This is a genomic window from Profundibacter amoris (genome assembly GCF_003544895.1).
Classification (GTDB): domain Bacteria; phylum Pseudomonadota; class Alphaproteobacteria; order Rhodobacterales; family Rhodobacteraceae; genus Profundibacter; species Profundibacter amoris.
Genome location: NZ_CP032125.1, coordinates 260,377 through 281,702 on the forward strand (window position 1 = coordinate 260,377; position 21,326 = coordinate 281,702).

At 56.5% G+C, this 21,326-nt stretch carries 19 protein-coding genes; 15 read left to right on the plus strand and 4 right to left on the minus strand.

Features of this window, described 5'->3' with window-relative positions; all coding sequences use genetic code 11:
- Positions 1 to 277 precede the first annotated feature (277 nt).
- The 15 genes from BAR1_RS01315 (at position 278) to BAR1_RS01380 (ending at position 15,899) form a co-directional block, all read left to right on the plus strand.
- Positions 278 to 1,246, plus strand: coding sequence for an ABC transporter permease (locus BAR1_RS01315; protein ID WP_118941352.1), 969 nt, complete (start codon positions 278 to 280; stop codon positions 1,244 to 1,246).
- A 138-nt stretch (positions 1,247 to 1,384) separates the two neighbouring features.
- A complete protein-coding gene (locus BAR1_RS01320; RefSeq protein WP_228408655.1) occupies positions 1,385 to 2,299 on the plus strand; it encodes a sugar ABC transporter substrate-binding protein in 915 nt (304 codons plus the stop codon).
- Between the two features lie 168 nt (positions 2,300 to 2,467).
- On the plus strand, positions 2,468 to 4,588 hold the full coding sequence (locus BAR1_RS01325) for an ABC transporter permease (protein ID WP_118941353.1): 2,121 nt from the start codon (positions 2,468 to 2,470) through the stop codon (positions 4,586 to 4,588).
- Positions 4,588 to 5,163 carry a WD40 repeat domain-containing protein gene (locus BAR1_RS18115; protein ID WP_228408657.1) on the plus strand — a complete coding sequence of 192 codons (576 nt, stop codon included), beginning with the start codon at positions 4,588 to 4,590 and terminating at the stop codon, positions 5,161 to 5,163. The genes BAR1_RS01325 and BAR1_RS18115 overlap by 1 nt, the downstream gene beginning before the upstream one ends.
- Positions 5,109 to 5,627, plus strand: a complete 519-nt coding sequence (locus BAR1_RS18120; RefSeq protein ID WP_228408659.1) for a hypothetical protein — start codon at positions 5,109 to 5,111, stop codon at positions 5,625 to 5,627. Before BAR1_RS18115 ends, BAR1_RS18120 begins: the two co-directional genes overlap by 55 nt.
- Before the next feature lie 12 nt (positions 5,628 to 5,639).
- Positions 5,640 to 7,136, plus strand: coding sequence for a sugar ABC transporter ATP-binding protein (locus BAR1_RS01335; RefSeq protein WP_118941354.1), 1,497 nt, complete (start codon positions 5,640 to 5,642; stop codon positions 7,134 to 7,136).
- Between the two features lie 285 nt (positions 7,137 to 7,421).
- Entirely contained in the window at positions 7,422 to 9,161 is a 1,740-nt protein-coding gene (locus BAR1_RS01340; RefSeq protein ID WP_118941355.1) for an ABC transporter substrate-binding protein, read from the plus strand.
- 89 nt (positions 9,162 to 9,250) lie between these two features.
- Positions 9,251 to 10,315: an ABC transporter ATP-binding protein gene (locus tag BAR1_RS01345; RefSeq protein ID WP_118941356.1), complete on the plus strand. Its 1,065-nt coding sequence runs from the start codon at positions 9,251 to 9,253 to the stop codon at positions 10,313 to 10,315.
- 12 nt (positions 10,316 to 10,327) lie between these two features.
- On the plus strand, positions 10,328 to 11,410 hold the full coding sequence (locus BAR1_RS01350) for an ABC transporter ATP-binding protein (RefSeq protein WP_118941357.1): 1,083 nt from the start codon (positions 10,328 to 10,330) through the stop codon (positions 11,408 to 11,410).
- The gene (locus BAR1_RS01355; protein ID WP_118941358.1) at positions 11,407 to 12,270 is read left to right on the plus strand and encodes a carbohydrate ABC transporter permease; all 864 of its coding nucleotides are present in this window, start codon (positions 11,407 to 11,409) and stop codon (positions 12,268 to 12,270) included. Before BAR1_RS01350 ends, BAR1_RS01355 begins: the two co-directional genes overlap by 4 nt.
- A gap of 9 nt (positions 12,271 to 12,279) precedes the next feature.
- Positions 12,280 to 13,077, plus strand: coding sequence for a carbohydrate ABC transporter permease (locus BAR1_RS01360; RefSeq protein WP_118941359.1), 798 nt, complete (start codon positions 12,280 to 12,282; stop codon positions 13,075 to 13,077).
- Positions 13,077 to 13,355 carry a DUF2160 domain-containing protein gene (locus BAR1_RS01365; protein ID WP_118941360.1) on the plus strand — a complete coding sequence of 93 codons (279 nt, stop codon included), beginning with the start codon at positions 13,077 to 13,079 and terminating at the stop codon, positions 13,353 to 13,355. Before BAR1_RS01360 ends, BAR1_RS01365 begins: the two co-directional genes overlap by 1 nt.
- Before the next feature lie 84 nt (positions 13,356 to 13,439).
- Positions 13,440 to 13,832 carry a BlaI/MecI/CopY family transcriptional regulator gene (locus BAR1_RS01370; protein ID WP_118941361.1) on the plus strand — a complete coding sequence of 131 codons (393 nt, stop codon included), beginning with the start codon at positions 13,440 to 13,442 and terminating at the stop codon, positions 13,830 to 13,832.
- Positions 13,819 to 14,949 (plus strand): M56 family metallopeptidase, encoded by a 1,131-nt coding sequence (locus tag BAR1_RS01375; RefSeq protein ID WP_118941362.1) that lies wholly within the window; start codon positions 13,819 to 13,821, stop codon positions 14,947 to 14,949. The genes BAR1_RS01370 and BAR1_RS01375 overlap by 14 nt, the downstream gene beginning before the upstream one ends.
- A 110-nt stretch (positions 14,950 to 15,059) precedes the next feature.
- Positions 15,060 to 15,899, plus strand: a complete 840-nt coding sequence (locus BAR1_RS01380; RefSeq protein WP_118941363.1) for a fumarylacetoacetate hydrolase family protein — start codon at positions 15,060 to 15,062, stop codon at positions 15,897 to 15,899.
- Positions 15,900 to 15,903: 4 nt separating this feature from the next.
- On the opposite strand, the gene BAR1_RS01385 is transcribed toward BAR1_RS01380, so the two are convergent.
- Genes BAR1_RS01385 through nirB form a run of 4 tightly spaced genes read right to left on the minus strand, consistent with a single transcriptional unit; the run spans position 15,904 to position 21,312 of the window.
- Positions 15,904 to 17,655, minus strand: coding sequence for a bifunctional protein-serine/threonine kinase/phosphatase (locus tag BAR1_RS01385; protein WP_118941364.1), 1,752 nt, complete (start codon positions 17,653 to 17,655; stop codon positions 15,904 to 15,906).
- A gap of 37 nt (positions 17,656 to 17,692) precedes the next feature.
- A complete protein-coding gene (locus BAR1_RS01390) occupies positions 17,693 to 18,520 on the minus strand; it encodes a formate/nitrite transporter family protein (protein WP_118941365.1) in 828 nt (275 codons plus the stop codon).
- Positions 18,521 to 18,535: 15 nt separating this feature from the next.
- Entirely contained in the window at positions 18,536 to 18,871 is a 336-nt protein-coding gene (gene nirD, locus BAR1_RS01395) for a nitrite reductase small subunit NirD (RefSeq protein ID WP_118941366.1), read from the minus strand.
- A complete protein-coding gene (nirB, locus tag BAR1_RS01400; RefSeq protein ID WP_118941367.1) occupies positions 18,868 to 21,312 on the minus strand; it encodes a nitrite reductase large subunit NirB in 2,445 nt (814 codons plus the stop codon). The genes nirD and nirB overlap by 4 nt, the downstream gene beginning before the upstream one ends.
- Positions 21,313 to 21,326: the final 14 nt, after the last annotated feature.

A 21,326-nucleotide genomic window follows, 5' to 3' on the forward strand; every position in this document is an offset into this window, starting at 1 on the left:
CGACATATTTGCGAGCAAATGTCGGGTATTACCACCAATACAGGATTGATGAGGGTTGTATCCGTAATGTGGCGTGAAGATTGGTGCTACAAAGGCGGGAATAAATAAAAAAATGATTGTTTTTACAGATTTACGTTTCAGAAAAGTAAGAGAGAGCTTGTTGCAAAGCATTATCCGGCGGGTGGGCCGGCAGAAGAACAGTCTTGTAAACCTTGACTAACCTGTAATCCCCTCCTTGGGATCGTCACTTTGTAACGATACCAGACGGGAGCGATTTATGAATTTTAATTCGTTCAATCAGGAACGTATTGTATTGGTTGCGACGGTTTTGGTTGTTCTTTTTGCGGCCATCGCTCTGCCCGGATTTCTGAACATCAGCAATGTGATTTCCATCGTGCGGTCCATTTCGGTGCTGGGGATTTTGGCGCTTGGCATGGCGATTGTGATTATCGGGCGGGGAATTGACCTTTCGATGGTGGCGATCATGGCCATGTCGGTCGCATGGTATTTACAGTTGCTGCACGCGGGGACAGATGAAACAGCCGCAATGTTGCTGGTGCTGGCTGCGGTTATCTTTATCGGCGCGGTAAACGGGTTTCTTGTTGCCTATGCGGATGTCCCGCCGATTTTTGTCACGCTGGCAACCGGTTTGTTCGTTTTCGGGTTTATCCGGTCGCAAGTTATTCCGTCCGATGCGGTGACGGTTCCGGCCGGTCACTGGCTGGAAACTGTCGGTGCTTTGCGGTTTGCCGGCATCCCGGTTGATGTTTTTGTTTTTCTGGCATTGGCCTTTGCAACGTTTATCTTCCTGCGTTTCACGAAATGGGGGCGCTATGTCTATTATGCCGGCGACAATCCCGCTGCCGCGCGCAATATCGGTATTCCGGTGCGGCCGATGCTTGTCTTGCGCTATGTCTTGTCTGCTTTGTTGTCCTTCATTGCCGGCATGTTGACCGCAGCAAGTCTGCTGTCGATCCAGACGCGGGTGATCAATTCGAACCTTCTGTATGACGTTATTCTGGTCACCGTGATCGGCGGCATTGGCCTGTCGGGGGGCAAGGGGGGCGTGCGCAATGTTCTGATCGGTGCGGCCTTGATCGGCATCCTGCTGAACGTAATGACCATCGCCAATATTTCGCTGCTGTATCAAAACCTGATCAAATCAACGATCCTGCTGGCGGCCATCATTCTGGATGGATGGCTGAACCCAAGGGACGAACAGACCGCCCAGCAAGGGGATATCTAGCAATACCATCATAAACACATCAATCCGAAATCAAGGGGGAACAATCAACGGGGTCTGCATAACCCGCAACACATGAGCGGTATATCCGCCATCAATATGCAACCAATAAAAAAATACAAAACCAATATGGAGAGAAAAATGAATATCCTGAAATCTGCCATCGGTGCGATTGCGATTGCGACCGCCACGTTTGCCGCCCTGCCTGCTGCAGCCCAAGACCCCGGCCCCGAAGCCTACAAGAACGCCCTTGAAGGCAAGCGCATTGTTATGGTGCCCATGGCCATGGGCTTTGATCTGGCGCAGGGATGGGCTGGTTATCTGTCAATAGAAATCCCGAATTTCGGCGGCGTTTTCGAAACCCGTGACCCGAACTGGAGCGTAGAAGCCGGCGCGCAAGCCATTGCCGAGGCCATCACCTCTGATCCCAAGCCCGATGTGCTGATCGTGATGGCGCCTGACATGAATTCCTACAGCAAACTGATGCGCCGCGCGCAAAAGGCCGGTATTTTCGTATTCCTGATCGACAATCCTGCAAATTTCAAGGCGGATGCGTTTTTTGGCGGCGACTGGACAGAAATGGGCCGGATCGAGGCCAAAGAGGCGGTTCGTGCCTGTGGCGAAGGATCGTCCAAGCAGATCGGGCTGGTTCAGGGGGACCAGACCAACGCAACCAGCCTGTTCCAGTATAACGGGATCGTCGAGGAAATGGCCAAGCATGACGGTTTCGAGATTGTGGCCGAGCCATTCTCGAACTGGGATGCAACCACATCGCGCACCGTCACCACAACGATGCTGCAACAGCATCCCGACATCTGCGCCATCATTGATTTCTGGGATGGTGATGCTGTGGGGGCCGCTGCCGCCATTCGCGAGGCAGGCCTGTCGGGCAAGGTTCATCTGATCGCCAATGGTGGTGGTGAAAAATCCGCCAACTGTGACGCGATCAAGAACGGCACATACGGCGCTGTTGTTTCAACCAGCGTAGAGCGTGAATCTCTACGATATGCTGGCAATGATGAAGTATCTGCTTCAAAGCAACGTCAAGCCGGGTGACTCGGCAACATATATCTACACCGAGACCGACACGATCAATGATATGACCATGACGGATAGCAGTTGCTGGGATCTGAGTGCCCTGACCGCTCAATAATATCTAAAAGGGGGGAAGGCGGCTGTTTTCAGTGGCCTTCCCCTGAATATTGCAGGGTTGGGAATTAAGAAATGACACTACGGGAACGGTTGCACGCCTGGCGCTATAATCTGGTGCCGGATCACATTATTGGCGAAATTCTGGAAAAGAAATGGACTGACAGCGCCATTCCCTTCGTGGTTCTGGTTGCCACTGTTGTCGGTTTCGGCACCGCCATACCCGGCTTTTTCTCGCCTTATTCCTTGCAGGAATCCACGCGCCAACTGGGGGAATTCAGTCTGGTTGTCATCGGCATGACGGTTGTCATACTGGGCGGCGGGATCGACCTTGCGGTGGGGGCGGTTTTTGCCCTGTCGGCCTTTGCGGCCATTGCCACCTTTTTCATCTTTGCCATGCCCGTTTGGGTGGCCTGTCTGGCCGCTGTCGCAACCGGCGTATTTATTGGCGCGATCAACGGGTTTCTGATCGGATATATCCGGTTAAGGGCCTTTTTGACCACGCTGGTGACACTGATCATCGGGCGGGCGGTTTTCGAAATTCTGATTGTTAATTTTGCGGGCAAGGCGCAGATGTCCCAGGTCTATTCCGAGCTGTGGGATTTCATCGGTGATGATACGATCCTGGGGGCGTCTGTTCCCGTCTGGACGGCGTTGATCATTGCGGTGATTGCCCACATCGCCCTGACCCGTTCGCGCATCGGCTGGCATATTCTTGCGGTGGGCGGGTCGCGCCGGTCGGCCCATAACGCTGGGATCAGGGTGCGCAGGATGGTGTTTCTGACCTATGTGTTTTCCGGCTTTACCGCGGGGCTGGCCGGGTTCCTGTTTGCCACCCGCCTTAGCGGGGCCGGAATCGGCACCGGGCACGGGCTGGAAATTCTGGCGCTGACGGCGGCTGTGGTTGGCGGCAATTCATTGGGGGGCGGGCGCGGCTCTATTGTCAAAGGCCTGATGGGGGCGATCATTGTGCTGGTCATGACCAACGGGTTGATCCGGCTTGGCTATGGCACCGGCACAAACCAGATGGTTCTGGGCCTTCTGCTGGCCGCTGCGGTTACCATCGACATCCGTTGGCTAAAGAACCGCCACAAGGTGCTGAATGAAATGTATGTGGCACCGGTCTATTTGAAAATGGTCGATGCCCCCTCCGCCGAGGCCGGTTCCGGCACCAAATACGAACTGAACAGCAAACTGTCGCAGGCGCGCTCGATCGGATTGGGCGAGGTGGAAGGCCCCGAGGATGTTATTCTGGACCGCAATGACAACCTTTATTGCGGCACTCGCCACGGCGAGGTGGTGCGCTTTTTCGCGCCGGATTACACCCGATGGGAGGTGTTCGCCCATGTCGGGGGCTTTCCGCTGGGACTGGCGTTTGACAAGGACGATAATCTGATCAGTTGTGTCGGGGCGATGGGCCTTTATTCGATTTCACCGGATCGCAAGGTCACCCGCCTGACCGCCGAAACCCGACGCTCGCTGACCTCGATTGTCGATGACGCGGTGTTGCGGGACCCGAATGATCTGGACATCGCGCCCGATGGCAAAATCTATTTCACCGATTCAACCAAACGCTATGACGCGCATGACTGGACGCTGGATTCGATTGAAAACCGCGGCACGGGCCGGTTGCTGGTTTACAATCCCGAAGACGGCAGCACCAAAACCCTGCTGGATGGCTATCATTACACCAATGGTGTCACCATTGCCCATGACAACAAATCGCTGCTGTTTTGCGAAACATGGACCTGCCGTATTCACCGCTATTGGCTGGAAGGCCCCAAGAAAGGCAAAGCCGAGATCCTGATCGACGATCTGCCCGGTTATCCCGACAACATCAACCGCGCCTCGGACGGCACCTACTGGATGGCCTGGCTGGGCATGCGCACGCCCAGTTTCGATCTGTCCCTGCGCCACCCCGATTTTCGCAAACGCATGACCCGCCGCCTGCCACAGGACGAATGGCTGTTTGCCAATGTCAACAATGGCGGGGTGATCAAATTCGACGACAGCGGCAAAATTTTGATGACACTGGGCGATCTGGACGGCATGGCGCATCCTTCGGTAACGTCGATGCGTGAACACAAGGGGCAGTTGTTTATCGGTGGCATCCTGAACAACCGGATCGGTGTGTTCGATATCGAAGGGGCGGATCAGAACTGGACCGCGCCGGTTGATTATTGGGGGGGGAAGTAATGTTTCTTGATCCGATACTGGACATTTTCCGAGGCAAGACCATCACCATCCCGCCGCTGGACGGGGCATATCGCGCGAATACCGCGCTGGAGGATGCTCCGCTATTCTGCGCATTACCGGCTGCGGATAATCTGGCTGTTCTGGATGGGAAAATCATCGCCAGCAGCGCAAACAGGCTGTGTGGGTTTGACGCGAATGGAATGGCCGAAACGCTGTTTGAATACGCCACCCCTGTCACGGCACTTGCGGTGTCGCCTTCGGGCGAACTGGCAGTAGCGCTTGAGGATGGCACGCTGACAATCGATGGCAATCCATGTGACATGCCAGAGGGTCTGATCTGTATCACAGCACTTGCCTACGGGGCGGACGGGGCCTTGTGGCTGGCCAATGGCTCGGCCAGAAATACGGCTTCGGATTGGGTGGTTGATCTGATGCAGAAAAATGCAACGGGGTCTGTCTGGAAGCAGGACGCGGGGAAATTTGTAAGAATCGCGGGGGGCTGGCCTGGCCCTATGGTCTGTTGCCCGATGACAAAGGCAATGTGGTGGTCAGCGAAAGCTGGCGACACCGGCTGATCCGGCTGGACGGGGCCAGCGGCAAGGTTGCGCCGGTCATCACCCATATTCCGGGCTATCCGGCCCGCCTGTCCCCGCGCGCGGATGGTGGCGCGTTGATGTCGGTTTTTGCGCCACGCAACCGGCTGATCGAACTGGTCCTGCTGGAAAAACATTATCGCGCCGACATGATGGAACAGGTGCCGCGCAGGTTCTGGATTGCACCGGCATTGGCGACAGGGGCAAGTTTCATGGAGCCGCTGCAAATCGGCGGGATGAAGATTATGGGGGTTCACAAACCCTGGTCGCCCAGCCGGTCCTACGGCATGGTGGTGCGGTTGAATGCCGATCTGCATCCGGTCGACAGCTTTCACAGCCGCGCAAATGGCAAACGTCACGGCACATGTGCCGCGATCGAGCATGATCACCGCATTATCGTTGCTTCCAAGGGTGGCAATGCCATCCTGAAGCTGAACGTGACATAGGGGGCAGGGGTAATGGAACCGATTATCAAGATGGAAAATGTCTCGAAGTTCTATCGCAAGGTGCCGGCGATCAGAAATGTGGATTTTGATCTGCGCAAGGGCGAAATCCATGCCCTGCTGGGGGAAAACGGCGCCGGAAAATCGACCCTGACCAAGATTATGGCAGGTGTTGTCGAAGCAACAGGCGGCAGGATGATCTATAAGGGAAGCCCCGCCAGCTTTGCCACGCCGAACGAGGCCTTGCACGCCGGAATCGCGATGGTTTTTCAGGAAACCAGCCTGGTGCCGTCGATGACAGTTGCGCAAAACCTTTATCTGGGGTCCGAGAATTTCCTGAACCGGCTGCGCGGTATCTACATTTCGGCCCAGCAGTTCCTGCAATCCCTGAATTTTCAGGTTGATCCGCGGGCACTGGTGGCCACCCTTGGTGCCGCCAGCCAGCAAATGATCGAAATCGCCCGCGCGGTGCATCACAACGCCGAAGTGATCATTTTTGACGAACCGACCGCCACCCTGACGCCCGAGGAAAAGCGCCATTTCTTTGCCCTGTTGCGACGGCTGAAAGAAAGCGGCGTTTCCATTATTTTCATTTCACACGCGTTGGAAGAAGCGTTGGAAATATCAGACCGGATAACCATCTTGCGGGACGGGGAGCTGGTGGAAACCGGCGACACCAAGGATTACGACCGCGACCGGATTATCGCCGCGATGGTCGGTCGCACCCTGTCCGAGGAAATCTATGGCGAGCATAAGGAACGTGAAATCCGCAAGGCGGGCAAACGGATTTTGGCCGTGCATGATATTTCCATGGGAACGATCGTGCGCAATACTTCTTTTTCCGTGTTTATGGGGCAGATAACCGGGGTTTTCGGCCTGATCGGCTCGGGTCGTACCGAAACATTCAAGGTGGTCTCCGGGGTGTATAAACGCAATTTCAAACGCGGCGGCAGTATCGAGCTGGAAGACCGCAATGTGCGTTATCTGACACCCGCCGAAGCGGTGTCCGATGGGATTATCTATGTCACCGAAGACCGCAAAGGCGAAGGCATTTTCGAGACCATGGGTATAGGCGAAAACCTGTTTGGAGGTTTGCTGGCTTCGGGGCACAACAAGGGATGGATCATAAGCCGTAAAGACATCCGTGACCTGGCGGCACAGTGGATTGACAAACTGAACATCAAGGCAATCAATGCCGATGCGCGGGTGGTTGAATTGTCTGGTGGCAACCAGCAAAAAGTGGTGATCGGCAAGGGGCTGTGTCAAAAACCGCGGCTGGTCATTTTCGATGAACCAACACGCGGGGTGGATGTAGGGGCGATTGCTGAAATCCACCAGTTGATCAACGAACTTGCCGATCAGGGAATCGCGGTTGTTGTGATTTCGTCTTACCTGCCGGAAATTCTGAACCTGTCTGACCGGATACTTGTCTGTCGCCAGGGCCGGATTGTCGAGGAATTTGCACCGCATGAGGCCAGCGAGGAAAAAGTGATGTATGCCTCGGTTCACTAGGGCCTGTTGACGTTCCCCACACCGCACTGGCGCGGTTATATATCGCAAAGGAATCCCGATGGCAGCTCAATTTCTGCGCTGGATTTAGATATCGATTGGAATTAGCAACGCTGCCAACCCATCTATTTTCAATCAATACCGGCTCATAAAATCGCGTAATAACAAGCAGATATAAGATATCTCCATTACTACTAAACTTTTAGTTTGACAGAAGCGAAACGCGGTCCGACTATGATTGCAGTCGCCGCCTGACGGCGAACATATAAAGATTTGGGAGGAATTGAGATGCGAAAGTATCTGCTATCTGCCGTTGCGGTTGCTGCCGTAATTGCGGGCACACCAGCGGCATTTGCCGATCAGGCTGCCGCGATGAAATGGATTGACCAAGAGTTTCAGCCATCATCACTTAGCAAGGAAGAACAAGCCGCCGAGATGGATTGGTTCATCAAGGCTGCCGAACCTTTTGCCGGAATGGAAATCAACGTTTTGTCTGAAGGTATTCCGACGCATTCCTATGAATCCGAAGTGCTGACCAAAGCGTTCGAGGAAATCACCGGCATCAAGGTGAACCACCAGATTCTGGGCGAAGGCGAGGTCGTTCAGGCCGTGCAGACCCAGATGCAAACAGGGCGTAACCTGTATGACGCCTATGTGAACGACTCCGATCTGATCGGCACCCATTCACGTCTGCAACTGGCCTACAACCTGACCGACTGGATGGCGGGCGAAGGCAAGGATGTGACAAATCCGGGTCTGGATCTGGCCGACTTTATCGGCACCCAGTTTACCACAGGGCCGGATGGCGACCTGTATCAACTGCCCGATCAGCAATTTGCCAACCTGTACTGGTTCCGCAAGGACTGGTTTGACCGCGAAGACCTGCAAACCGCGTTCAAGGCCAAATACGGCTATGATCTGGGCGTGCCGGTGAACTGGTCCGCCTATGAAGACATCGCCGAGTTTTTCTCGGACGACGTCAAGGAAATCGACGGGGTGCGTATTTTCGGCCACATGGATTACGGCAAACGCGCGCCCGATCTGGGCTGGCGGATGACCGATGCGTGGCTGTCCATGGCCGGTGCCGGTGACAAAGGCGAGCCGAACGGTATTCCGGTGGATGAATGGGGAATCCGTATGGAAGCGGGCACCTGCAATCCGGTGGGTGCAAGTGTAACCCGTGGCGGGGCTGCCAACGGCCCTGCAGCGGTGTATGCGATCCGCAAGTGGGATGAATGGCTGCGCAAATATGCACCACCCGGCGCGGCGTCGTTTGACTTTTACCAGTCGCTACCTGCCCTGTCGCAAGGCAACGTGGCGCAGCAAATCTTCTGGTACACGGCCTTTACCGCCGACATGGTAAAGCCGCAGTCCGAAGGCAACAACACGGTTGATGCCGACGGCATTCCGCTGTGGCGCATGGCTCCCAGCCCGCATGGGCCGTATTGGGAAGAAGGCCAGAAGGTTGGCTATCAGGACGTGGGTTCGTGGACCATTCTGAAATCCACCCCTGTCGATCGTGCCAAGGCGGCGTGGCTTTATGCGCAATTCGTGGTGTCCAAAACGGTGGACGTCAAGAAATCGCATGTGGGTCTGACGTTCATTCGCGAAAGCACGGTGAATGATGCCAGCTTTACCGAACGCGCACCGCGTCTTGGCGGGTTGGTCGAATTCTATCGCTCGCCCGACCGCGTTGCATGGTCGCCCACAGGCATCAACGTGCCGGATTACCCGAAACTGGCACAAATCTGGTGGCAGCAAATCGGTGACGTGAACTCGGGTGCCTTTACCCCGCAACAGGCGATGGATCGTCTGGCCGGTGAAATGGATATCACCATGGCCCGGATGCAGGCCGCTGACGAGGCCGCCAATGTCTACGGTGGTTGTGGTCCGCGCCTGAACGAGGAACGCGATGCCGAATACTGGCTGTCACAGCCCGGTGCCCCAAAGCCCAAGCTGGACAATGAAAAGCCACAAGGCATGACCGTCAACTATGACGATCTGGTTGCCCGCTGGGCGCAGAACTAGGGCCTAACCCTGACATGAAACTCCGGGGCTGAACACGGCCCCGGAGACGCCTGACCAACAGGCCCCTTGTCGCGAAAAGAACACCAAAAATGACCCTTGAGTTACAGAACATCACCAAACGCGTCGGTGCCATTACCCACATCAAAGAAACGTCGCTGCGCCTGGAGCCGGGGCATTTCAATGTGTTGCTGGGGGAAACCGGTGCTGGCAAAACATCCTTGATCAAACTGATGGCGGGGCTGGATCGTGTCAGCAGTGGCAAGATACTGATGAATGGCGAGGACGTGACCCGCCAATCACCGCAAAAACGCAACATCGCACTGGTGCACCAGTTTTTTATGAACTACCCGCATTGGACGGTTTATGACAACATCGCTTCACCCTTGCGGGTGGCCGGTATGGCGAAAAGCGAAATTCAGGGGCGGGTCGAAGAGGCCGCCGATATTTTGCAACTGCGCCCGATGCTGAAGCGTTATCCGCATGAACTGTCGGGCGGGCAACAACAGCGCACCGCATTGGCCCGCGCCATTGCCAAGGAAAGCAAAGCGGTGTTTCTGGATGAACCGCTTGCCAATCTGGATTACAAACTGCGCGAGGAATTGCGCGAACAACTGCCCGAGCTGTTTGCCGGACGCGGCGCCGTGGTGGTCTATGCCACATCCGAACCCGAAGAGGCCCTGTTGCTGGGCGGCTGGACCGCCTTGATGCATGACGGCAGGGTCACGCAATTCGGACCCACCGCCGAAATCTATCGCGCACCAAAGAATTTGTTGTCGGCGCAGGTGTTTTCCAATCCGCCGATCAACCGAGCCGAAATTACCAAAGCCGCCGATCGGGCCTATCTGGACGAGACCGTCAACTGGCCGCTAACGGGTGATGCCGCTGCCTTGCCGGACGGGACGTATCAGGTGGCGATCCGACCCGATTATGTAACGCCCACCCCGCCTGATGTGGACACGGTCAAACTGGCGGGCACGGTTCAGGTGACGGAACTAAGCGGCTCGAAAAGCTCGATCCAGTTTTTGATGGGGCCGGATCACTGGGTTGCGCTGGCCTATGGCATCCACCCGCGCGCCGCTGGCGAAGAACATGTTTTTTATATGGACCCGTCCAAGTGCTATTATTTTGCACCCGACGGCCAGCGCGTTGCGTGATCGGGGGCGGATATGGCAAAAATAACCCTTTCCAACCTGCGCCACAGTTACGAGGCAAACCCGAAAACCGATCAGGATTATGCGTTAAAGCAGATTGATCTGGATTGGGACGATGGCGGTGCCTATGCGCTGCTGGGGCCTTCGGGCTGTGGCAAGACAACCTTGCTGAACATCATTTCCGGCCTGTTGACCCCGACACAGGGGCAAGTGCTGTTTGACGGGCGTGATGTCACCCATCTGCCGCCGGACAAACGCGAAATCGCGCAGGTGTTCCAGTTTCCGGTGATCTACGACACCATGACGGTTTATGACAATCTGGCCTTTCCTCTGCGCAATCGCGGTATGGACGAAGCAACGGTCAAACAGCGCGTTACCTCGATTGCCGAAATGCTGGAGCTGGGCGATGCGCTGAACCGGCGCGCGGCGGGTCTGTCGCCAGACAACAAGCAAAAGATTTCGATGGGGCGCGGGCTGGTGCGCGAGGACGTGAATGTCATCATGTTTGACGAGCCGCTGACCGTGATCGACCCGCATCTGAAATGGAAACTGCGATCAAAACTGAAAGAGCTGCACCAGCGGGTGCGTGCGACGATGATCTATGTCACCCATGACCAGACCGAGGCCCTGACCTTTGCCGATCAGGTGGTGGTGATGGACGCAGGCGAGATCGTGCAGATCGGCACGCCGGTGGAGTTGTTCGAACGCCCCGCGCATATCTTTGTCGGCCACTTTATCGGCTCGCCCGGAATGAACGTGCTGCCTTGTGATGTGCAGGGCGATACGGTGCGGTTCGAGGGGGTCGAGGTTGCGATTGAAGGACCGGTTAAATCAGGCGAAGGTGATCTGAAGCTGGGCGTGCGGCCCGAATATGTGTCGCTGGGCGATGGCCCGCTAAGGGGCGAGGTTATCCATGTGGCGGATGTCGGACGTCACAACGTCATTGATCTGCGCATCGGTCAGTCACAGGTGCGTGCCATCGCCGAAGGCGCGGTGCCGCCTATCGGACAGGTCATGGCCGTGGCGTTTCGGCACGACAAAACACGGGTCTATCGGGACGGGCATATCGTCAGCCAACCGGCGGGGGGTGCCGTATGAAAAAGCAATATCAAAAGGGGTGGTTTTTTGTGCTGCCCGTTCTGCTGCTGGTTGCGTTTAACGCGCTGATCCCGATGATGACGGTGGTCAATTATTCGGTTCAGGAAACCTTCGGCAACAACCTGTTCCTGTGGGAAGGGCTGGGCTGGTTCGAGAAAATCCTGAACTCGGAACGGTTCCACGCCGCGCTGGGCCGGCAATTTCTGTTCACGGGCCTGATTTTGGCAATCGAAGTTCCGCTGGGTGTGATCATCGCGCTGGCAATGCCGCGCAAAGGCATCTGGGTGCCGGTCTGTCTGGTGACGATGGCGCTGCCCATGTTGATCCCGTGGAATGTGGTCGGGGCGATGTGGAACATCTTTACCCTGCCCGATATCGGCCTGCTGGGGTATCTGTTGAACCATGTGTTGGGCATTGATTACAACATGACCCAAGACCCCTTTGCCGCATGGGCAACCATCATCGCGATGGATGTCTGGCACTGGACATCATTGGTGGTGCTGCTGTCCTATGCCGGACTGGTGTCAATACCGGATGCCTATTATCAGGCCGCGCGGATTGATGGCGCGTCGTCATGGGCGGTATTCCGGTATATCCAGCTGCCCAAGATGAAACAGGTTCTGACCATCGCCATCCTTTTGCGGTTCATGGACAGCTTCAACATCTACACCGAGCCGTTCGTGCTGACCGGCGGCGGCCCCGGCAATTCCACCACACTGTTGTCGATTGATCTGGTAAAAATCGCACTGGGGCAGTTCGACCTTGGACCGGCGGCGGCGATGTCGCTGATCTATTTTGTAATCACGTTGTTTGTGTCCTGGCTGTTCTACACGCTGATGACCAAAGACGATCAAAACTAGGGGGCGATGATGAAAAAACGAAGCCTGATACCGCTGTTCTACATCCTGTTCCTGATGCTGCCGATTTATTGGCTGGTCGCGATGAGCTTTAAGACAACCGGCGAAATCCTGTCTGAATTCTCGCTGTTCCCGCGCACATGGACCTTTGACAATTACCGCACCATTTTCACCGATCCAACGTGGTACTGGGGCTATTTCAATTCGATTGCCTATGTGTCGATTAACTCGGTCATTTCCCTGACGGTGGCCCTGCCAGCCGCCTATGCGTTTTCACGCTATCGGTTTTTGGGGGACAAGCAGTTGTTCTTTTGGCTGCTGACCAACCGGATGGCGCCGGCCGCCGTGTTTGCGCTACCGTTTTTTCAGCTTTATTCGGCGGTTGGGCTGTTTGATACTTACCTTGGTGTTGCGCTGGCGCATACATTGTTCAACGTGCCGCTGGCCGTATGGATTCTGGAAGGGTTCATGAGCGGGGTGCCAAAAGAACTGGATGAAACCGCCTATGTCGATGGCTATTCTTTCCCCCGCTTTTTCGTCAAAATCTTCTTGCCGACGATTCGATCCGGTGTGGGGGTGGCGGCGTTTTTCTGCTTTATGTTCTCGTGGGTTGAACTGCTGCTGGCCAAAACCCTGACGGCGGTTGCGGCCAAACCGATTGCCGCCACGATGACCAAAACCGCGTCAAGCGCGGGGTATGAGCTGGGCCTGCTGGCGGCGGCGGGAACGCTGACCATTATCCCCGGCGCCATCGTGATCTGGTTTGTGCGCAACAACATCGCCAAGGGCTTTGCCCTGGGGAGGGTGTGATGCTGAAATGGATGGCATGGACATGGCCTACGGCCTTTGTTTTCATCGGGATTTTCACCGCTATGGCAATTCTGACCGTGATCGAGATCCGCCATCCCGGCGGGGGCGAACGCAAAGGGATATTCCATCTGACCACGACACGGGGGGATCGTTTGTTCATTTCCCTGCTGGGGTCCGCCTATATCTTTTTGGCGTGGCTTGGCCTGTTCGGAATGCCGCTATGGGCGCCGCTTGGATTGGCCATTGCATGGGGGGTGTTTTGCTTTTGGAAAGTGTGATCCGGCAGAAAATCCTTGGGAAAACTAAAGGTTTCGTATTTAGTCAGGGAAGGCGCGCATACCAACACTTCCGGCGGAACGAGCATGAAAAAAGATAAACGAGAATTTTTGACCGAAGTTGAACTGGAGTTCATGACCCATCTCTGGCGGTTGGGCCAAGGCAGTGTGCGCGACGTGTTGGGGCAATTAGCGCCCGAACGCGACCTTGCCTATACCTCGGCTGCGACGATCCTGCGCATTTTGGAACAAAAAGAATTCGTAACCAGCACCAAAAAGGGAAAAACCCATATTTATAAACCCGTGCTGGCCAAGGATGCCTATCAATCGCGATCCTTGAAAGCCTTGTCAGAAAAACTGTTCGACGACACGCCGACCATGCTGATTGCACGACTGGTGGACGATTATAACCTGACCGAAGAGGCACTAGAGGAAATTCGGGCGCTGATCGAGAAAAGGTTGAAAAATGACACAGATTAGCTCTGCTTTTACGGCATATATCAACGTGAATATCCTGCTTGTGCTGGCGTTTTCCTTGTGGCTTTTTATCCGGTTTTTGCTGAACAGGTTCGGGATGAAACATGCATATCAAACGAAACTCAGGCTACTGAACGGTATCTTTCTGGCAATCCTGGTCAGCCCGTTTATTGCCTTGGGATACAACCGGCTTGCATCGGGCGGGATGCTGCCCGACGTGCTGACGTTCAATCTGTCGGATTTCATGCTATCGCAATATCTGAACGGCCGTATCGGGTTGCACGCGGGTGAAATGCAGCAGGTGCTGGACATGCGCGAAACGCTGGAAACCAACCTGCTGAATCCTACCGGCTGGATCAGCCAGATCATTGTTGCCCTGCTGCTGACCGGCAGCGTGCTGTGCATCCTGCGTTGCGGGCTTGGCACATTCAAACTGCGCCGCATCATCGCCAGCAGTTATGCGTGGCGGCAGTTTGGCAATGTTCATCTGCGCCTGACCGATCAGGCCGTCGTGCCATTTTCCGCGCGTGGTTTTCGGCGGCGTTATATTGTCATGCCAGCCAATATGCTGGTGCGCAGGCAGGATATGCGGATCGCGCTTGCGCATGAATTCCAGCACCTTCGCCAGCATGATGTCGAATGGGAAATCGGGTTTGAATTGTTCAAATCGCTGTTCTTCTGGAACCCGGTGATCCATTTATGGAAACGCCAGATCGAACAGTTGCGCGAACTTAGCTGTGATCAGCAAATCCTCAAGCGCCGCTGGGTTGACGCCCGTGCCTATTGTGAATGTCTGTTGCGGGTGTGCGAGGACACGATGCGCCGCCAGCCAGCACAGGCCATCAGTTTGCCGCGTGTTTCGCTGGTCCAGTTTGACCGCTCGTGGTTATTCCCCTCTCGTCTGAACCTGTTGCGCCGGCGGGTTGACTCGGCGCTGACCGCAGCCGCCACGCCTGCAAAGGCACCTTGGGCGCATTTTCTGATTGTTCCGCTGGGTTTGCTTTTGATCTGGGCAACGATTGCGATCCAGCGCCCCCAAAGCTGGACCCATGACCGGCTAATGCTGTCCTCGATCGTTAATCTGGAGCGGCTTGAGGCGCTGAATGGCAATACGCAATAGAATTGCCCGATAAATCGAAAAAGCGGCCATTTGTCCGGTTTCGTATCGAACCGGATTTACCAAGCGTGCATCCCGTGTGATAGTTGGCAAAATTATCCAGGGAGATGAGCATGAAACTTGTTCGGTTTGGCGAGGCTGGGGCAGAGAAGCCCGGCGCGATAGATGAAGATGGAAACCTGCGCGATTTGTCGGGTGTGCTCGAGGATATCGCCGGAGATGTGCTGGCCGATCTGGGCAGATTGAAGGCGCTGGACCTTTCCACCCTTCCGGTTGTTGAGGGCAAGCCGCGGCTTGGCCCTTGTGTTGGCGGGGTTGGAAAATTCATCGGTATCGGTCTGAATTATTCCGACCACGCAGCCGAGGCTGGAATGCAGGTGCCATCGGAACCCGTGATGTTTATGAAGGCCACCAGCGCGATGAGCGGCCCCAATGACCCGATCATCATTCCGCGCGGGTCGCAAAAAACCGACTGGGAGCTTGAGCTGGGCGTGGTGATTGGCAAACCCGCCAAATATGTGAACGAGGCCGACGCACTGGACCATGTGGCGGGGTATTGCGTGATCAACGATGTGTCCGAACGCGCCTTTCAGATCGAGATGGAAGGGCAGTGGTGCAAGGGCAAGGGCTGTGACAGTTTCGGCCCGACCGGCCCGTATCTGGTGACCGCCGATCAGGTGCCGGATCCGCAGAACCTGCATATGTGGCTGGACCTGAACGGCGCGCGGATGCAGGACGGATCGACCGCAACAATGGTTTATGGTGTGGCGCATCTGGTCAGCTATCTCAGCCGCTTTTTCACCCTGCATCCGGGGGACATCATTTCAACCGGCACACCGCCCGGTGTGGGCATGGGTCAAAAACCGCCGCGTTTCCTGAAAGCAGGGGATGTTGTGTCGCTGGGGATTGACGGGCTGGGTGAACAAAGGCAGGTCATGGTTGACGACGATTGACAGATTATTGCGGCGTGTGAATGACAGGTTCGGCATTTTGCAATGAAACGATCCGGCCTGTCAGTACGACAACCGCAAGTGCAAGTACCGTTGCAATCACCTGCCAGAATTTAACCGGATCGCGCTGGGCCAGTGGCGTTGGTTTGCCGGTTCTGAACCGGTTGTTCGGGTGCCGGATATCCGCAACGAATTCCGACAGGGATGAATAGCGTTTGAACGGGTCGGGATGCACCATCTTTTGCAGGGTAGCATCCAGCCAGTCGGGGGCCAAAGTGGGGCTATAACGCAATTTGCGCAACTGCGCGCGGGTGCGGATTTTGGCAACCTGCGCCCCGTATGGCAACCGTCCCGTCAGCATCTGATAGGCAATCACCCCCAGTGAAAAATAGTCCGAGGATTTGCTGGGCGCCTCATGCAGGAAATATTCGGGCGCGGTGTATTGCATCGTGCCCGGAATATCGCTGCCCTGACCCGGCAGGCCGGTTTCCGACACACCGGCAACACGAACTGCGCCAAAGTCGATGATTTTCACGGTGCCGTTCGTGTCGATCATGATGTTTTCGGGCCGCAGATCCTGATGCAGCATTTCCTTGCGGTGCAGGGCACGCAGGCCTTTGGCGATTTGTTCGACAATCCCGCGCATGGTTTCCAGATCGCATTTCGGATTGTCGGTCATCCATTGGGCCAGTGTCTGGCCTTCGATATATTCGGTGACGGTATAGATATAATTGTGCGGCCGGATTTGCGGCGCGGGTTTCAGCACATGGGCCGAACTGACCCGCCGTGCGATCCAGTCCTCCATCATGAGCCGCGCCAGCGCCTGCTTGTCTTCGCGCAGATCAATCGACGGGATTTTCAGCGCCGCCTTTTGCCCCGTTTCGATGTCCTGCACCAGATAGATATGGCTGCGGTGATTGGCGTGCAGCGGGCGCAGGATTTGGTAGCCTTCAAATTCCTGTCCGGCCTCTGGTAGTGGCGGGGCGGGCAGGGTTTCGGAACGGGCCAGAATATCATCTCTGTCCCGCGCGGGAAGGGTGTCAATACGCACGATCTGGGCTGTCAGGTTGTCGGGACTGCCGTTGTCATAGGCCGCTTTGACGATCAGGCGTGCGGCCTTGTCCAGATCATCAGCATTGTCGCCGATCAGACGGCTGACGGTTTTCGGATTGATATGTTCATATACCCCGTCCGTGGCCAGCACGAACACATCGCCCACACTCAGCGGCAAGGCGCGGTAATCCACATCCACCGTCTGTTCCATACCGATGGCACGCGCCAGATAGCTTTGGTCGCCGGAAACAACGGTGCGGTGATCCTCGGTCAACTGCTCCAGACTGTCGCCTTCCAGCCGGTAAATCCGGCTGTCCCCGACATGAAACAGATGCGCAATATGCGATTTCAGCACCAGCGCGGCAAAGGTGCAGACATAGCCGCGCTCCATATCATGGGCATGGATACTGCGTTTGGTATCGGCGAACAGCCATGAACTGGCCGCCCTGATCACCCGCAAACCCGAGGTTTTCACCGTCCATGTATCCGAGGTGCAGTAGTAATCGGTCAGAAAGCTTTTGATCACACTTTCTGCGGCAACACGGCTGACTTTGGATGAACTGATCCCGTCGGCAATCACCACGGAAATGCCTTTCAGCGACAAGGCAGGCTGAACGGGTATCAGGGCGCCAAAGAAATCCTGATTGATTTCCTTGCGCCCTGTTTCGGAACATTGTCCAAGGGATATGGTTAGTTCTTGTTGCAAGGTAAACGCCCCGCCGGATGTGGCGGGGCATATCCGGTTATTCGGCCGGCACCGCAGCGGCGTTGCGTGTAGCACCGGTGCGGATGTGGGTGGAGTAAAGGGTCAGCCCAACAAATGTGATGCCACCGACGATATTGCCCAGAACTGTCGGGATTTCATTCCAGATCAGGTAATCCATAAAGGTGAAATTACCGCCCAGCATCAGCCCGATCGGGAACAGGAACATGTTTACCACCGAATGTTCAAACCCCATGTAGAAAAACAGCATGATCGGCATCCACATGGCCAGAATCTTGCCGGTCACCTGTGTGGACATAAAGGCGGCGACCACACCGGTTGACACCATCCAGTTACACAGCACGCCACGGATAAACAGGGTCAGCATACCGCCCGCCCCATGTTCGGCATAGCCAACCGTGCGCCCTTCGCCGATATGGCCGATCTTTTGGCCGATCACATTGGGGTCGGTGGTGAACCCGTATGTAAAGACGATCGCCATGAATACCGCCACAGTAAAGGCACCGGCAAAGTTGCCGGTAAACACCAGCCCCCAGTTGCGCAGCATCCCGCCCACGGTCACGCCCGGGCGTTTGTCCATCAGCGCCAGCGGCACAAGGGTGAACACGCCAGTCAGCAAATCGAACCCCAGCAGATACAACAGCACAAACCCCACCGGAAACAGCACGGCCCCCGCCAGCGGCTGGCCGGTGTTGACGTTGATGGTGATGGCAAAGGCCGCCGCCAGCGCCAGAATGGCCCCGGCCATAAAGGCGCGGATCAGGGTGTCGCGGGTGGACATGAACACCTTGGCAGCGCCCGCATCGACCAGTTTGGTTACAAATTCGGTTGGTTGTAGATATGCCATGTTCGGCCCTTTCGGTTAAGCAGCGGAACGGGCCAGCAAACGCGCCCCGTCCAGCAAGATACGGCCCTGTTCGACCCTGATTTCATATGTTTTGGCGCGGCCCTGATCGGCGCCCTGCGCCATGCCGGTTTCCAGATCAATCACCCAGTTGTGCAACGGGCAGGTGACGGCATTGCCGTGCACGATGCCCTCGGACAGTGGTCCTTTTTTGTGCGGGCAGGCGTCATCAATCGCGAATACCTTGTCGTCACCGGTGCGAAACACCGCCACGCATCCAAGGCGGGTTTTCACCACCCGCGCACCGCGCGGCGGGATGTCCTCCAGCGCGGCAATATCAATCCAGTTGCTCATTGTGCAGCCTCCAGTGTCAGATCAGCCAGTGCCGCCCATTTGCGCGGCCGGTATTCGGGTTTGGCCTGTTCGGCCCACGGATCCTTGCGGTAAACCGATTGGGAAATCTCGAACCGTTCACACAGGGCGGCGCGGTTTTCTGTGTCCTCGACCACCTGCTGTTTCACCCAGTCCATCCCGACCTTGGCGACCCATTTATAGGGCCGGTCCAGATAGTTTGCGCTTTCGCGGTATAGCTGGATGAACGCCACGGCCAGATCGATCACCTCCTGTTCGGTGGTGACCGTTGCCAGTGCCTCGGTTTCCTTCAGCTCCATCCCCGCCGCACCGGCGACCGACACCTGATAGCCGCTGTCCACACAGATCACGCCCAGATCCTTGCAGGTGGCCTCGGCGCAGTTGCGCGGGCAGCCGGACACGGCCAGCTTTACCTTGTGCGGCGTCCAGGACCCCCAGAGGATTTTTTCCAGCTTGATGCCAAGGCCGGTGCTGTCCTGTGTGCCAAAACGGCAATGGTCCGAGCCGACACAGGTTTTCACCGTGCGCAGCCCCTTGGAATAAGCGTGGCCCGAGACAAGGCCGGCATTGTTCAGATCAGCCCACATTGCCGGCAAATCCTCGCGCTCCACCCCCAGCAAATCAATGCGCTGGCCGCCGGTGACGTGGATGGTCGGCACGTTGTATTTTTCCGCCGCATCGGCAATGGCACGCAATTCCTGTGGCGTGGTCATGCCGCCCCACATGCGGGGCACCACGGAATAGGTGCCGTCCTTTTGAATGTTGGCGTGGTTGCGCTCGTTCACGAAACGGCTTTGCAGATCGTCGGCGTATTCCAAAGGCCATTCGGCAATCATGTAGTAATTCAGCGCCGGACGGCAGATGTGGCAGCCACAGGATGTTTTCCAGCCCATTTCCTGCATCACCGCCGGAATGGATTTCAGCGCCTGAGATTTGATCACGCGGCGGATGTCCTGATGGCTGTGATCTGTGCAGCCGCAAATCCCTGCCGGGGCGGGCGCCTGAAACCCGTTGCCCAGTGTGCTGGCCAGAACCTGTTCCACCAGCCCCGTGCAATTGCCGCAGGATGCCGAGGCCTTGGTCACCGCCCTGATCGCCCCCAGATCGGTCGCGCCGTGATTGATCGCCTGAACGATGGTGCCTTTGCACACGCCGTTACAGCCGCAAATCTCAGCGCTGTCGGGCATGGCGGCGGCCACCGCCAGCGGGTCCATCGCCTGCCCGCCCTGAAAGGCGGGGCCATAGATCAGCGTGTCGCGAATGGCGGAAATATCCTCGCCGGATTTCAACATCTCGAAGAACCAGCCCGCATCCGTCGTGTCGCCATACATCACCACGCCGATAAGCCGGTCGTCTTTCAGGATCAGCCGCTTGTAAACACCGCGCGCGGGGTCGCGGAACACGATTTCCTCGCGGTCCGTCCCTTCGGAAAAATCCCCGACCGAAAAAAGATCAACGCCCGTGACCTTCAACTGGCAGGACACCACCGGCGCCCTGAATGCCGCTGCCGTGCCGGTCAGGGTTTTCGCCAGCACTTTGGCCATATCGAACAGGGGCGCGACCAGCCCGTAAACCACCTCGTCATGCTCGACACATTCGCCAAGGGCGTAAATATCCGCATCACTGGTCTGCATCGTATCATCCACCCAGATGCCCCGTTCAACCCGCAGGCCCGCATCCACTGCCAGCCAGGATTCCGGACGGATACCGGCGGCCATCACCACCAGATCGGCACCAAATACCTGCCCATCCTCCAGCAGCACCGCCTCGACATGGTCCTTGCCCAGAATGGCCTGTGTGTGGCCCTTGCAAACAATATTGATGCCGCGCCCCTCCAGTTCCTTTTGCAAAAGGTATCCGGCGGCGGGGTCCAGTTGACGTTCCATCAAATGATCCATCAGGTGCAGCACGGTCACATCCATGCCCTGTTCTTTTAGCGCCGCTGCGGCCTCAAGCCCCAGCAGGCCACCGCCGATCACCACGGCCTTCCCGTCCGGTTTACCGGCGACCTCCAGCATGGCCTCGACATCGTCCAGATCGCGAAAGCCGACAACGCCGGGCAGATCATTGCCCTGCACCGGAATGAAAAACGAGGCCGAACCGGTGGCGATCACCAGCTTGTCATAATCCGTCACCCCACCGGGGCTGATCATCTGTTTGGCCTTGCGATCAATTTTCACCACCGGTTCGCCGAAACGGCAATTCACCCCGTTGTCGCGATACCAGGCGGCGTCATGGGTGATGATTTCAGCGTATTCCTTTTCACCGGCCAGTACGGGCGACAGCATGATCCGGTTGTAATTGCCACGCGCCTCGGCGCCGAAAAGGGTGACGTCATAGGCATCGGGATCAATCGCGAACAGCTCTTCCAGCATCCGCCCCGATGCCATCCCCGCCCCGATCACAACCAGCTTTTGCGCCATGTCACAACATTCCT

Coding starts and splice junctions, on each gene's coding strand:
- BAR1_RS01315 (WP_118941352.1), top strand. CDS start 278: ATGAATTTTAATTCGTTCAATCAGGAACGTATTGTATTGGTTGCGACG.
- BAR1_RS01320 (WP_228408655.1), top strand. CDS start 1,385: ATGAATATCCTGAAATCTGCCATCGGTGCGATTGCGATTGCGACCGCC.
- BAR1_RS01325 (WP_118941353.1), top strand. CDS start 2,468: ATGACACTACGGGAACGGTTGCACGCCTGGCGCTATAATCTGGTGCCG.
- BAR1_RS18115 (WP_228408657.1), top strand. CDS start 4,588: ATGTTTCTTGATCCGATACTGGACATTTTCCGAGGCAAGACCATCACC.
- BAR1_RS01335 (WP_118941354.1), top strand. CDS start 5,640: ATGGAACCGATTATCAAGATGGAAAATGTCTCGAAGTTCTATCGCAAG.
- BAR1_RS01340 (WP_118941355.1), top strand. CDS start 7,422: ATGCGAAAGTATCTGCTATCTGCCGTTGCGGTTGCTGCCGTAATTGCG.
- BAR1_RS01345 (WP_118941356.1), top strand. CDS start 9,251: ATGACCCTTGAGTTACAGAACATCACCAAACGCGTCGGTGCCATTACC.
- BAR1_RS01350 (WP_118941357.1), top strand. CDS start 10,328: ATGGCAAAAATAACCCTTTCCAACCTGCGCCACAGTTACGAGGCAAAC.
- BAR1_RS01355 (WP_118941358.1), top strand. CDS start 11,407: ATGAAAAAGCAATATCAAAAGGGGTGGTTTTTTGTGCTGCCCGTTCTG.
- BAR1_RS01360 (WP_118941359.1), top strand. CDS start 12,280: ATGAAAAAACGAAGCCTGATACCGCTGTTCTACATCCTGTTCCTGATG.
- BAR1_RS01365 (WP_118941360.1), top strand. CDS start 13,077: ATGCTGAAATGGATGGCATGGACATGGCCTACGGCCTTTGTTTTCATC.
- BAR1_RS01370 (WP_118941361.1), top strand. CDS start 13,440: ATGAAAAAAGATAAACGAGAATTTTTGACCGAAGTTGAACTGGAGTTC.
- BAR1_RS01375 (WP_118941362.1), top strand. CDS start 13,819: ATGACACAGATTAGCTCTGCTTTTACGGCATATATCAACGTGAATATC.
- BAR1_RS01380 (WP_118941363.1), top strand. CDS start 15,060: ATGAAACTTGTTCGGTTTGGCGAGGCTGGGGCAGAGAAGCCCGGCGCG.
- BAR1_RS01390 (WP_118941365.1), bottom strand. CDS start 18,520: ATGGCATATCTACAACCAACCGAATTTGTAACCAAACTGGTCGATGCG.
- nirD (WP_118941366.1), bottom strand. CDS start 18,871: ATGAGCAACTGGATTGATATTGCCGCGCTGGAGGACATCCCGCCGCGC.
- nirB (WP_118941367.1), bottom strand. CDS start 21,312: ATGGCGCAAAAGCTGGTTGTGATCGGGGCGGGGATGGCATCGGGGCGG.